General features: G+C 26.4%; 16 protein-coding genes. 1 reads left to right on the forward strand and 15 read right to left on the reverse strand.

From position 1 onward, the window contains the following. Positions 1–38 precede the first annotated feature (38 nt). Positions 39–227, forward strand: coding sequence for a 50S ribosomal protein L28 (gene rpmB / locus ANHYDRO_RS00785; protein ID WP_004812430.1), 189 nt, complete (start codon positions 39–41; stop codon positions 225–227). 84 nt (positions 228–311) lie between these two features. Here the strand turns inward: rpmB and rpe are convergent, their stop codons facing one another. From rpe to ANHYDRO_RS00845, 15 genes are all read right to left on the reverse strand, one after another. Next, entirely contained in the window at positions 312–974 is a 663-nt protein-coding gene (rpe, locus tag ANHYDRO_RS00790) for a ribulose-phosphate 3-epimerase (protein WP_004812432.1), read from the reverse strand. Next, positions 968–1831, reverse strand: coding sequence for a ribosome small subunit-dependent GTPase A (rsgA, locus tag ANHYDRO_RS00795; protein ID WP_004812435.1), 864 nt, complete (start codon positions 1829–1831; stop codon positions 968–970). Before rsgA ends, rpe begins: the two co-directional genes overlap by 7 nt. After that, positions 1828–2811, reverse strand: coding sequence for a PASTA domain-containing protein (locus ANHYDRO_RS00800; RefSeq protein WP_004812437.1), 984 nt, complete (start codon positions 2809–2811; stop codon positions 1828–1830). Before ANHYDRO_RS00800 ends, rsgA begins: the two co-directional genes overlap by 4 nt. Next, positions 2787–3047, reverse strand: a complete 261-nt coding sequence (locus ANHYDRO_RS10190) for a hypothetical protein (RefSeq protein ID WP_244261603.1) — start codon at positions 3045–3047, stop codon at positions 2787–2789. Before ANHYDRO_RS10190 ends, ANHYDRO_RS00800 begins: the two co-directional genes overlap by 25 nt. Positions 3048–3060: 13 nt before the next feature. Next, positions 3061–3573, reverse strand: a complete 513-nt coding sequence (locus ANHYDRO_RS09505; RefSeq protein ID WP_004812441.1) for a protein kinase domain-containing protein — start codon at positions 3571–3573, stop codon at positions 3061–3063. Then, complete coding sequence (locus ANHYDRO_RS11030; RefSeq protein WP_004812443.1) at positions 3533–3844, reverse strand: protein kinase domain-containing protein; 312 nt, start codon at positions 3842–3844, stop codon at positions 3533–3535. Before ANHYDRO_RS11030 ends, ANHYDRO_RS09505 begins: the two co-directional genes overlap by 41 nt. Positions 3845–3851: 7 nt before the next feature. Continuing rightward, positions 3852–4580, reverse strand: coding sequence for a Stp1/IreP family PP2C-type Ser/Thr phosphatase (locus ANHYDRO_RS00810; protein WP_004812445.1), 729 nt, complete (start codon positions 4578–4580; stop codon positions 3852–3854). A 2-nt stretch (positions 4581–4582) separates the two neighbouring features. Then, positions 4583–5614, reverse strand: a complete 1032-nt coding sequence (rlmN, locus tag ANHYDRO_RS00815) for a dual-specificity RNA methyltransferase RlmN (protein WP_004812447.1) — start codon at positions 5612–5614, stop codon at positions 4583–4585. Further along, positions 5611–6891, reverse strand: a complete 1281-nt coding sequence (gene rsmB, locus ANHYDRO_RS00820; protein WP_004812449.1) for a 16S rRNA (cytosine(967)-C(5))-methyltransferase RsmB — start codon at positions 6889–6891, stop codon at positions 5611–5613. The genes rlmN and rsmB overlap by 4 nt, the downstream gene beginning before the upstream one ends. 1 nt (position 6892) lies before the next feature. Then, entirely contained in the window at positions 6893–7852 is a 960-nt protein-coding gene (gene fmt / locus ANHYDRO_RS00825) for a methionyl-tRNA formyltransferase (protein WP_004812451.1), read from the reverse strand. Further along, positions 7827–8288 (reverse strand): peptide deformylase, encoded by a 462-nt coding sequence (gene def / locus ANHYDRO_RS00830; protein WP_004818110.1) that lies wholly within the window; start codon positions 8286–8288, stop codon positions 7827–7829. Before def ends, fmt begins: the two co-directional genes overlap by 26 nt. Positions 8289–8298: 10 nt before the next feature. Next, entirely contained in the window at positions 8299–10305 is a 2007-nt protein-coding gene (locus ANHYDRO_RS00835; RefSeq protein WP_148315717.1) for a coiled-coil domain-containing protein, read from the reverse strand. A 130-nt stretch (positions 10306–10435) separates the two neighbouring features. Further along, entirely contained in the window at positions 10436–10741 is a 306-nt protein-coding gene (locus ANHYDRO_RS10195; RefSeq protein WP_004812457.1) for a hypothetical protein, read from the reverse strand. Between the two features lie 346 nt (positions 10742–11087). Further along, positions 11088–11828 (reverse strand): AAA family ATPase, encoded by a 741-nt coding sequence (locus ANHYDRO_RS10200; RefSeq protein WP_004812459.1) that lies wholly within the window; start codon positions 11826–11828, stop codon positions 11088–11090. Beyond that, entirely contained in the window at positions 11815–12891 is a 1077-nt protein-coding gene (locus ANHYDRO_RS00845; protein ID WP_004812463.1) for an elongator complex protein 3, read from the reverse strand. Before ANHYDRO_RS00845 ends, ANHYDRO_RS10200 begins: the two co-directional genes overlap by 14 nt. Between the last annotated feature and the right edge of the window lie 21 nt (positions 12892–12912).

Raw genomic sequence — 12912 nt, forward strand, 5'->3', positions numbered from 1 at the left:
AATAACTAAGATAAAATTAAGACTTGGAGGTGTAAAGTATGGCAAGAGAATGTGATATCTGTGGAAAAGGTACAAAATTTGGAAACAAAGTAACTTTCTCACACAGAAGACTAAATAGAAACTTTAAACCAAACGTTCATAAATTAAGAGCTAAAATTAATGGAAGCGTAAAAACAATCAACGTTTGTACAAAATGTATAAAAAGCGGTAAAGTAGAAAAAGCTTAATAGAAATTTTATAGTGCTAAAAGCACTATTTTTTCATTAAAAAAAGAAAGTAGCCTTGAACTACTTTCTTTTTTTTAATTTCTTTTATTCATTTATTATCTCATAATATTTATTTACTTGCTCTATTATAGAATTTTCCTTGTGGGAGAAAATGTCAGATCCACTAACAACGACATCTACTCCTGCATCTATAACTTTTTTCAAATTATGATCTTTAATTCCACCATCAACTTCAATTAAGCATGATAGATTATTATCATCTATATAAGACCTTAATTTTTGAATTTTTCCAATAGAATTTTTAATAAAACTTTGTCCACCAAAACCTGGTTCTACACTCATTACCAAACATAAGTCAATTTTTTCAAGGTAAGGAATAATTTTTTCTATGTCGGTTTTTGGTTTAAAACTTAATCCAACTTTTAGACCAGAATCTTTGATTTTTTCAATAGTTTCATCCAAATTTGAACATGCTTCATAGTGAACAGTTATAAGGTCAGCTCCACTTTTTTTAAACTGATCAATATATCTAATTGGTTCATCAATCATAAGGTGGGTATCAAAAATAAAATCATTATCTTCACGAATCGCCTTGATAATTGGAAAACCGAAAGAAATATTTGGAACGAATTTTCCATCCATAATATCAAGGTGTAAATATTTTACCTTTGTCTTTTTCAATTGGTCTAAATCATTTTGCAAATTAGCAAAATTTGCCGATAAAACTGATGGGGATATTTCTACCATGTTTGTCTCCTTTTTTTAATTTCTTCAAATAAAGTTAAATAATTCTCATATCTTGTTTTTTCAATTATGTTTTTAGATAAGTCATCTTTAACCTTACATTTAGGTTCATTAATATGGTTACAATCCTTAAACTTGCAAGAATTGTTATCAAATTCTCTAAAACAATATTTCAAATCTTTTTCATCATCGATAAAGTCTATATCAAAACTATCAAATCCAGGTGTATCAAAAATGTTTGTATTTTTTTCTAGATTAAATATCTCAACATGTCTTGTTGTATTTTTACCTCTTTTTGATTTTTCCGAAATTGAGCCAATTTCAATATCTTTTTCAACTAAGTTAGATAAAAATGTAGACTTGCCAACACCGGAAGATCCAGAAACAGCTGAAGTTTTTCCTCTTAATATTTCTAAAATCTCAGATTCAGGAAAATCCTTATAATTGTCTATAAAAATTAATTTATAACCAATTTTTTCATACATTTTTATAAAATCTAAATCTTTTTTATCAGCCAAATCTTTTTTCGAAACAATAATTATAACATCTACATTTATATATTCACACATAGATATGTACTTATCGATATTAAAAAGATTTAAACTAGGATTTTTTATAGTTATAAAATATAAAATTTGGTCAATATTTGCAATATTAGGTCTTTTAATTTGATTTTTTCTATCTAAAATTTTCGTAATATAACCTTTAGAATATTCAGTAACATCAAATTCAACATTATCACCAACCAGGGGCTTTATATTTTTATTTCTAAAAACGCCCCTAGCCTTACACATATAGCTTTTTTCATCACTTAACACATAATATATTTCTTTTTGAGATTTTATAATTTTACCAATCATCTATTTACTTCATATACTCCCTGTGACTTATCATCTATAAGTATATTTACCTTTGTTCCTACTACAGATTTAAAATCTAAATTTAAATTTCCATTAGAGTCGAGTTCATCTTTTGTATGGTTTTGATTGTATAAGAGATCTGAATTTTTATTATTATCTCCAAGCTTATAAACTTTTACATTAAATGAGTCCTTATCAGTAGGAACTGAAATAGTAAATTTAACATTCACTTGTTGTGATTTATTTCCATCATCTGTATCCTCATCACTAGAATCATTAGGATTTTTTCCTCTTGATACAACAAAATCTATACTAGAGTGTTCTGCTACTTGAGTTTTAGCTGCTATTGATTGGCTAATTACAACTCCTTTTTCATATTTATCAGAGTATTTATATGTTATGTTACCTACAGTAAGACCATTTTCATTTGCTAGACTTATTGCATCTTCTTCGTAATTTCCTATGAAATTTGGAACTTTTACATTTTTCACATCATCTTCTTCTTTACCCAAACTTACTGTAACATCTATTTCACTTCCAGCTTGGACCTTCTCATTTTTTCTAGGATCTTGGTCTATAATTTTATCTTTTTTTACGCTTTCACTAAAATCTGTACTGGTTTTTCCAAGTTCTAAATCCAATTCTTTTAATTTTTCCTCAGCTTGTTCTAAAGTTAGACCTGAAAGATCTGGAACTTTTACTTCTCTTCCTTGACTTACAACTAAGTTTACTGTTGAATTTTTCCTAACTTTAGTCTTTGGTGTTGGATCTTGTTCCATTACTTTTCCAGCCTCATAGTTATTGCTTTGAGCATAACGAGAAATATTAGCTTTAAGATTTTTTTCTTCTAGAATCTTTACTGCCTCTTCTTCACTTAAATTTAAAACTGTTGGAACTTGAACCATATTTGAGTTACTTGATTTTACATAGTAAAATCCTCCAGCAAGAACAGCTATTAAAAGTAAAATAAAAGGCCACAATTTTCTTTTTTTCTTTTTTTCTTAGGATTTTTTTCATCCTTATCTGTAGGTGTTACATAAACAGCTTCATTTTCTATTTCTTCTTTTTTTCCTTCTTCTTTATCTTTTTTCTTTTTATTTTCAACGACAGGAATAAAAGTTGTTTCTGTAATTTCTTTTGGCTTTTCTATCTTTGCAGTATCTTCTTTTTTTATGACTCCTATATCATAAGAGTTATCTTCCAAAGCTCTTATCAATTCATTTGCATTTTTAAATCTTTTTTTGAGGATCTTTTTCAAGAAGCTTCATTATTATATCGTTTAATCTTGGTGATAAATTCTCATTTAATTTTATTGGACTTTCTGGTTCATCTTGAATATGCATCACAGCAATTCCAACAGAGTTATCAGCATCAAATGGAACTTTGCCTGTAGCCATTTCATACATTACAACTCCAAGAGAATATAAATCTGATTTTTCGTCAACAAATTTACCCTTGGCCTGCTCTGGTGAAATATAATGAACAGTTCCTAAAATCGATGAAGTATAAGTTATAGTTGCATTTGTTGAGACTCTTGCTATTCCAAAATCCGTTACTTTTAATAAACCATACTTATCCATCAAAATATTTTGTGGTTTAATATCTCTATGGATAATATTTGATGAATGCGCTTGGTTTAAAGCTTGAGCAATTTGTATTGAATAATCAACTATATCATGATTCGATATAATTTTTTCCCTATCAATAAGGTCTTTTAAGGTTTCTCCATCCACATATTCCATAACTATATAGTGGATTTTTTTTGCCTTCTATCATATCCTCACCAATATCATAAACACTTACTATATTTACATGTGTAAGTCTTGCAGCAGATAAGGCTTCATTTGAAAACTTTTTTACAAATTCATCATCTTCTGCATATTGGTCCTTTAAAATTTTAATTGCTACATCTCTTTGTAAGAGTCTGTCCGTCGCCTTATAAACTTTGGCCATCCCTCCTACACCAATTAGATCTTGCAATTGATATCTATTACCTAAAATAATATTGTCCATATTTACCTCAAATCAAAATTGTAGTTACAGTGATATTATCATGTCCACCATTTCTTATAGCTAAATCAACTAGGCTAGATGATATTTTATCTGCTGTTGAATTATTAGCAATGATTGACTCAATTTCTACATCACTGACTTCATTTGTCAACCCATCTGTCACCATTAGTAATATATCACTATCTTTCATATCAAGTGACCTTGACTCTGGTTTAATTTTACTAGCTACTCCAACCGCTCTTGTTATAGTAGATTTGTTAGCAAAATTTTGGGCTTCATCCTCTGTTATTGATCCTGAATCAATTAAATCATTAACCAAGGAATGATCTCTGGTTATTCTTTGTAACTTATTATCAGAATAAATATAAGCCCTTGAATCACCAATATGACTTATGTGGTAAGATTTTTTTTCATAATCTATACAAACACAAACAGCTGTTGTACCCATATTTGAATATTGCTCATAAGATTTTGATAGTGAATAAATTTTATTATTTGCATCCCTTAAGGCTTCTTCTTGTAAATCGATAATTGATGGAAAATCCTCAATATTTGCATCTTTAATAAAATCTATGTAATATTTAGCAGCAAGTTTTGAAGCAATCTCACCACCATTGTATCCACCCATACCATCAGCAACTATAAAAAAGCAATACTTATCTAATTCTAAATTACCATAATAATCCTGGTTTTCGCTTCTTACCTTGCCGATATTTGAAATAGTACTAAATTTCATTTTTACCTCGCATAGTTATTTCTCAACTGACCACATGATGCATCAATATCAGAACCCATCGATCTTCTAATAGTAGCATTTAGGCCTTTTTTTGTAAGTTTTTGTTGAAATTGATCCATTACATTATTTTTAGTCTTTGAATATTTAAACTCTTCTATTGGATTTAAGGGGATCAAATTTATATGAATATTTTTTCCCTTAAAAAGTTTTTCTAACTGATCAATGTCTTCTCTTAAATTATTTACCCCATCAATTACAACATATTCATATGAGACTCTTCTTTTGGTTTTTTCAAGATAATAGTCACAAGCTTTTATAATATCTTTTATTTTATATTTATTTCCACTTGGCATATAAGCCATTCTTTTTTCATCAAAAGCATAGTGTAGGGAAACTGCCAGATTAATATCATAACCTAAATTTGCTAAATCATATATTTTATCAACTAGACCAACAGTAGATACAGTTATAGAACGATGGGATAAATTTCTCCCCTTTTGATCTGTTATAATTTTAATAAATTTTTCAATATTTGAAAAATTATCTAAAGGTTCTCCTATTCCCATAACTACAATATTGCTTATATCAGAATTTTCTCTTTCCAAAAGATAAATTTCTTCAATTATCTCAGATGCTGAAAGAGATCTTTCAAGGCCATTTTTTGTAGATGCACAAAATTTGCACCCCATCCTACAACCTACTTGTGATGAAATACAAATAGTATTTCTATTATTATATTCCATAAAAACAGCTTCTATTATATTTTTATCATCAAGTTCAAATAAATATTTTTTAGTTTTATCAAGATTGGATTTAAATTCTTTTACTACCTTTATTTTTGGAAAATAGAAATACTTATCTAAATCTTCACGCATCTTTTTTGATAAATCTGTCATTTTAGAAAAATCATTTATTTTATTTACATGAATTTGCCTGAAAACTTGTTTTGCCCTAAACTTTTTAAATCCTAAGTCCAAAAATATTTTTTCTAACTCTTCTATTGTCTTATCATTTATAGTTTGTTTCATAATCATATCTTTTCAAATTTTGTAAGGAAAAATCCATCGGTTTCATCTTCAAAAGTATTATATTCCAAATACTCCTCACCATTAATTTTTATATTCTTAAGACTTTTTTTCTTGCTTAAATAGGTAAAATTATCTTTATTTTCAATATTTCCAATAGTACAAGTTGAAAACACCATAATGCCACCCTTCTTAAGGTATAAAAAAGCTCTGTCTAAAATATTTTTTTGAAGTTTTGAAAGATTTATAACATCTTCCATAGTCCTATTATATCTTATCTCTGGTTTTCTATCCATAACACCAAGACCTGAACAAGGTAAATCACATAAAATATAATCAAATTTTTCTTTATACTCATCTTTTACTATACTAGCATCAAAATTTGTAATTTCTATATTTTTAAGGCCAAGTCTTTTTATATTCTCATTTATTTTTGAAAGTTTATTAAATGATATATCATTGGCTACAATTCGAGATGAATTTTCGCAAAGCTCTGCTAAAAAAGAAGTTTTAGTTCCTGGAGCCGCACACAAGTCAAGTATTTGAGAATTTTTTTCAGGACTTAAGACTTCACAAACCTTAATTGATGCCTCTGATTGGATAGTAAATAGTCCTTTTTTAAATTCTTCTGTATCTGCCAAAGAGCTTGGGTTTTTAACTATCAAACTTCTAGAAGAAATTTTAGATTCTGCAAGTTGATATCCCTTATCTTCTAGAAGATTTTTTAATTTATTTTTATAAATCTTATTTTCATTCACCCTAATTGACAATTTTCTTTTCTTATTTAAGGAATTTAAAAATTTTTCTGTGTAGTCATATCCATAAGATTCATTCAAATACTTAATAATCCATAAAGGAATAGAATATTTTATAGATTGAAATTGGTCTTTATTTTTTGCCTTTATTTTTGATAGGTTTTCTTCATCTCTAATATATGACCTTAAAACAGCATTTACAAAAGACTTAGATTTATAAGAAACTTTTTTTGTTAAATTTACAAGTTCATTTACTATGGCATAATTTTTTCTATCTAAAAAATGAATATTATATATTCCAATCTCTAAAATTAGCAAAACTTTTTTATCTAATTTTTTTATTTTTATTTTAGATAATTTTCCAATAATATATTCAAGATACAGCTTATTTTCCAAAACTCCATATATATTTTTGGTAATATAAGATATATCGCTGACTTCTCTTGCTATATCATTTATAATATCTGTAGATTTTTCGTTTTTATAGCATATCCTATAAAGTCCATCTAATATTAATTTGAAATCTTCCATATTATTCTAAATAAATTCCTTCTTCAAAATCATTTCCTAATAAAAATGACTTCGTATCCATGGCTTTTTTCCCAGGAAATTGAATTTTTTCTATTTTTATCCCACCATTTTTGCAGCCTATAATAATCTTATCTTCCTTATTTGCCTTATATACAAAAGATATTTTTGGATTTTCTATTTGAACAGGACTTGCCTTTAAAATTTTTACGTTTTCTCCCTTATAAGTAAAATAAGCCTTAGGAAATTCTACAAAAGCCCTTATTTTATTGATTATATCTTCTTTATCATTAGAAAAATCGATTTTTCCCATATCTTTTGATATTTTTTTGGTAAATGTAGCATTTTCATCATCTTGTTTTATACTTTTTTCAATTAAATCATTGTAATTTAATAAGGAATATAAAATTGCCTGGCTTCCAATTTTAGATAATTTTTCACTCAATGATGTAAAATCATCTTCATCTTGTATTTCCAATTCTTTTTGATATAAAATATCTCCAGAATCCATTCCTTTTTCTATAAGCATGGCTGATGCATGAGTTGTTTTATCACCATTTAATAAGGTAAATTGGACAGGACTTGGTCCCCTATATTTTGGTAAGGATGAAGGATGTAGGTTTATAATTTTATTTTTAAATTCTTTTAATAGATTTTCTTTTATTAGTTGACCGAAGGCAACCACCACAATAAAATCTATCTCTTTTTCTCTTAAAATATTGATAAATTCATCTGTATTGACACTATCTGGTGTAAGTACTTCCAAATTATTATCCAAAGCATATTGTTTGATTACAGTTGGTTTGAATTTATTTCTATTTCTTTTTTTATCTTTTCCACTTACTACTAAACTTACATTTATATTTTCATTTTTATTAAGAATATCCAAAGTTTCTAGCGAAAACTTTGGACTTCCCATAAAACATATATTTATTTTTTTAGTCAAATTTAACTTCCTCTTCATAATTATCTATAAATAAAACTCCATTTAGGTGATCAATTTCATGGCAAAGAGCAACAGCCTTTAATCCTTCAGCTTCAATTTTTTTCTCTTCTCCATTTTCATCTAAATATTTTACTATTACATGGGCAGGTCTTTTTACATTTGCATTAAAGTTTGGAACTGAAAGACATCCTTCAACTCCAACTTGCTCTCCATCTTTTTCAATAATTTCTGGATTTACAAGTTTTATTAGCCCATCTTCATCTCTAATATCTACAACTATGACTCTTTTTAAAAGGCCTACTTGGGGAGCTGCAAGTCCCACTCCGTCAGCCTTATACATAGTCTCAGCCATATCATCTAACAAAATTTTAATTCTATCATTAACTTCTTTAACTTCTTTTGAAGTTTTTCTTAAAATTGGATCTCCTACTTGTCTTATATTTCTAATTGCCATATCTTCTCCTTTAATTATTTTGTTCAAAATCTATTGAGTAAATTTTTGATATCCCACCATCTCCAATTGTTACTCCATGTATTTTTTCTGCAAGTTGCATGGTTGTTTGCCTGTGAGTTATCATTATAAATTGAGTATTATTTGATAAGGATTTTAGATAGTCTATATATCTTTTTATATTTGATTCATCCATAGCTGCGTCAATTTCATCTAATAATGAAAATGGTGCAGGATTTGTTTCAAATATTGCAAATAAAAGTGCTACTGCTGTAAGTGATTTCTCTCCACCAGATAAAAGTGAAATATTCTTAGTACTTTTTCCTGGAGGACAAGCAGAAATATCAATTCCAGCATCTAATAATTCATTAGAATCTAAACTTAATTTTGCATTTCCACCCATAAATAATTCTTTAAATATTCTTTGAAACTTTCTATCTATTATATTGAAATTTTTGATAAATTCATCTTTCATGTCATTTTCTAATTTTTTTATCATTTTTTCAATATCTTTTTTAGCTAATTCTAAGTCTATTTTTTGTTTGTCTAAAAACTCAAATTCTTCATTGATTTTCTTGAAATTTTCCTTTGAATTTTCATCAAAAAATCCTATCTTTCCAAGTTTTTTTTGAAGATCAAATAGGTCTTCTTTTTTTACAGAAAGCTCTTTTTCCTCATAATTATTTTCTTTTAACTTATCCAAGGGTTTTGAAATAAATGGTCTGATTTCATCTTCTAAATTTTTCAAATCCTTACTAATAGCTTCCAATTTGTAATTAAACTGAACTATTTTCATAGAATATTCATTTAATTCATTTTCTATATTTTTTGATAAGGATAATAGTTCATGGTTAGCCTTTTTCTTATCATTGATTTCTTTATTTAGATCAAGCTTTGTTTGTTCAAATTTATCTAGATTATTTTTAGATTTTTCAATTTTTTCCTTACTCAAAGAAATTTCATTTTCTAAATTCTCCAAAGTTTTATCTAAGCTTATTTTTAATTTTTGATTAAATTTAATATTTTCTTCTAAATTTATTAGGCTATTTTGATCTTCACCAATCCTATTTTCTAAAATATTTAAGTCCCTAGTATATATTTCAAGACTATTTTTATTTTTAAATATTTGGTTAGATAAATCATTTATTAAGTTATTTTTTTCATCAGCTTGATTTTCTAAGTTTTTAATTTTTTTACTAATATCTTCTAAATCTAATTTTATTTTCTCAATATCTTTAAATTCTTCATCTTCCGAAGACTCTCTTAGAGATTCTTTTAACTCCTTAATTCTTTGAAGTAAAGTTTCCTCTTGATAAGTCTTCCTATCAAGCTCTAAATTTTTATTGGAATATTTTTCCTTTAAATCAAGTGATACTTGCTCATTTTTAACTAATATTTCTTTATTTTTTTCGATTTCTATTTTTATATTATTAAAAGAATCCAATAATTCATTTCTTTCATTTCTAAGATTATTTATTCTAGCTTTAATTTCATTGATTTTTTTATTTCTATTTAAGATATTAATATTTGATTTTCTCGATTTATTTACACCTGCAGCCATAGAACCCCATGTATTTATGAGGTCAAGTTGTAAGGAGATTATCCTATAACCCTTTATTTTATTTGAAAGACTAATAGCATCATCAATATTTTTTACTACAACAGTATTAGATAAAAAATGATTTATAATATTTTCAAGCCTATCATCATAGCTTACTAGATCATAAGCCATAGCTATGACTTCTTTCTCATCAACTCTTGCTTTTTTATTTTGTTTAATTGAATCAAGAGGTAAGAAGGTTATTCTTCCAAGTTTATTCTTATTTACAAAGTTAATAATTTCTCTAGTATCATTTTTTGACCAAGTTACTATATTTTGAAGGCCCTGTCCAATAAGATTTTCAATTATTTCTTCATAGCCTGACTTTACTGTAATAAGATTTGCCAGGGTATTTATATAGTATTTTTCAATTTCTGTATTTTTTGTTTTTTCAAAAAATCTGAAACAGAATAAAAATATCCATCATTTCTTTCAATCATTGATTTTTGAATCTTATATTTAGAAATTTCTTCCTTACATGATAAATTATTTTGATTAATTTCTTTTTCTAATAAATCTTTTTGATTGTTATCACTTAAGATTTTTTCTTTTATTTTATTAATGTTTTCATCTGTATCATTAATTTTTTTTGATAAAGTATTTTTTTCTTCTTCAAAAACAGATAAATCTTTTTTATATCAGTAAGTTCTTTTTCAAAATCACTTATCTTTTCTTTTATTTCTTTATTATTTTTATCTCTTCTCTCTTTTAAAATTAACCTTGTTTTTTGGTCTATATCATAATCATATATTAATTTATTTAGTTTTTTCTCCGAGTCTTTTAAACTTACAAGGTCATTTTTTATATTTGATAAAGTAGATAAATTTTGCTTTTTCTTTTTTAAAAAAATCTTCATTTTCGATTTCTAGATTTTTAATAAGGTTTTTAGTTTGATCTAATTTACTTTTTTGATTATCTAAGGAAATTTTATATTTTTTTATTTTTTCATCATAAGATTCGAAATCTTTTTTATTTCTTTCTAAATCTTTTTGATTGTAAGATAATTTTTGCTCATCTAATTGAATTTTATTAGTAAGCCTATCTATATTTTTTTCCTTATTTAAAATATCCTGGCAAATTTTTTCATAATTTTTTTCAAGATTTCTAATTGAATCTGCTATTGGAAGTAAAGACTCATTTACCTTATCAAATTCTCTTGTTTTCTCTTCTTGGACTTTTTTTTATATTTTTTATATCTTCAATTAATTCTTTATTTTTTCTTCTAAAGATTTGGACCTTCTAATATAAAAATAATAAGATTTTTTATCAAGTAAATCTTCAATTTCGTGATACTTGTCAAAATTTTTAGCTTCTATTTCAAGCTTATTTTTATCTTTATTTTTATATTCCCATTCCCTTTGAATTATTTCTAAGTCATCATCGACTTTTGATAATTTTTTTAAGGATTCTTCCCTTCTATATTTATGAGTTGCAATTCCACTTGCCTCTTCAAAAATATTTCTTCTTTCTTGGTTAGAAGAATTCAATATTTCATCAATTCTTCCTTGACCAATCACAGAATATCCTTCTTTACCAATTCCAGTATCCAAAAACAATTCTTTTACATCTTTAAGCCTTACTCTTTTTCCATTTAACCTATATTCATTGTCACCATTTCTATAAATTCTTCTAGAAATTTTCACCAAGTCATAGTCACTTGATAAGGCCCTATCTTTATTATCGAAAGACAAGTTTACTTCTGCCATATTCATAGGTTTTTTTTGGTCAGAGCCTTGAAATATAACATCATCCATCTTTTTTCCTCTCAAAGATTTTACAGATTGTTCTCCCAAAACCCATTTTATGGCATCAGCTATATTAGATTTTCCAGATCCATTCGGTCCTACTACAGCAGTTATTTGGTTATTAAATTTTATTTTCGTTCTTTCAGCAAAGGACTTAAATCCTTTAAGTTCTACACTTTCTAATCTAATATAAATCACCACCGTAAGTTTTTTCTACAAATTTTTTTATAAATCCATCAATATCATAAGGGATTTTTTTGTCTTTACATTCAATAAATTCTTCACTATCATTTTTAAAATTTATTATTAAACCATATTTTTTGTAAAAATAATCTTTATTTGATTTTTTATTTCCAGAAATTATAGAAATTTCCCTATTTCCTACATGAATTATTATATTATCTTTAAAATCAAAGTTTTTGATTAGTTCTTCTAAATAAATTTTGTGTATATTTGATTCTACTAATTGTCTTATTGATGGATGAAAGGGACCAGACACAACATCTTCTTTGTCATTTATATTTTCTGTTGGTTGAAGTCCTATTCTTATAACTGGAATATTTTTATAAGAATAAATCATATAAAGCTTACTAGAAATATCAATAGCTTCATCTAAAGTCAAAGGCTTATATAAATTTTCTTTATATAATTTTTCAAGTTTTGTATCTTTAATAACTAAGGTAGGATATATTCTCACCATATCGGGATTCATTTTTATAGATTCTAGTCCTGTATTTATTGCTGAATCATAAGAATCCTTGTAAAGACCTGGCATAATTTGATGGCCTAATTTAAAGCCATATTCTTTTATCAATTTACTTGCCTTAATTGAATCCTCCCTACTATGTCCTCTCTCATTAGCATTCAATATTTCATTATCAAGAGATTGAATCCCAAGCTCTATTACATCAACCTCGTATTTTTTTAATATATCAAGAATAGAATTATTTATATAATCAGGCCTTGTAGATAATCTGATTCTATCAATAATTCCCTTCTTTTTATAAGCTAAAGCAATTTCAAGATAAGAAATCATGACATCTGTTTCAAGACCTGTAAATGATCCACCAAAAAATGCAATTTCTTTTGGATTATCATTATTCGGAAAATAGGATAAGTATTGATCAATTTGCTTTATGGTATTTTCTTTATTTATACTATCTTTATAATTTGTAATTTTCACCTGATTGCAAAAAGCACAATCATGGGGACAACCCAAAAATGGTATAAAGATTGGTATTATATATTCTTTTTTACTCATGGTTTAACTTCTTATAAGCCT

It is taken from the genome of Anaerococcus hydrogenalis DSM 7454, from assembly GCF_000173355.1.
Lineage (GTDB): Bacteria > Bacillota > Clostridia > Tissierellales > Peptoniphilaceae > Anaerococcus > Anaerococcus hydrogenalis.

Bases quoted from the DNA above. Each gene is read 5' to 3' on its own strand.
- fmt (WP_004812451.1), bottom strand. From the start codon at position 7,852: ATGAAGAGGAAGTTAAATTTGACTAAAAAAATAAATATATGTTTTATG.
- rsmB (WP_004812449.1), bottom strand. From the start codon at position 6,891: ATGGAAGATTTCAAATTAATATTAGATGGACTTTATAGGATATGCTAT.
- ANHYDRO_RS10195 (WP_004812457.1), bottom strand. From the start codon at position 10,741: ATGAAGATTTTTTTAAAAAAGAAAAAGCAAAATTTATCTACTTTATCA.
- rpmB (WP_004812430.1), top strand. From the start codon at position 39: ATGGCAAGAGAATGTGATATCTGTGGAAAAGGTACAAAATTTGGAAAC.
- rlmN (WP_004812447.1), bottom strand. From the start codon at position 5,614: ATGATTATGAAACAAACTATAAATGATAAGACAATAGAAGAGTTAGAA.
- def (WP_004818110.1), bottom strand. From the start codon at position 8,288: ATGGCAATTAGAAATATAAGACAAGTAGGAGATCCAATTTTAAGAAAA.
- ANHYDRO_RS09505 (WP_004812441.1), bottom strand. From the start codon at position 3,573: ATGGAATATGTGGATGGAGAAACCTTAAAAGACCTTATTGATAGGGAA.
- rpe (WP_004812432.1), bottom strand. From the start codon at position 974: ATGGTAGAAATATCCCCATCAGTTTTATCGGCAAATTTTGCTAATTTG.
- ANHYDRO_RS00845 (WP_004812463.1), bottom strand. From the start codon at position 12,891: ATGAGTAAAAAAGAATATATAATACCAATCTTTATACCATTTTTGGGT.
- ANHYDRO_RS11030 (WP_004812443.1), bottom strand. From the start codon at position 3,844: ATGGACAATATTATTTTAGGTAATAGATATCAATTGCAAGATCTAATT.
- ANHYDRO_RS00810 (WP_004812445.1), bottom strand. From the start codon at position 4,580: ATGAAATTTAGTACTATTTCAAATATCGGCAAGGTAAGAAGCGAAAAC.
- rsgA (WP_004812435.1), bottom strand. From the start codon at position 1,831: ATGATTGGTAAAATTATAAAATCTCAAAAAGAAATATATTATGTGTTA.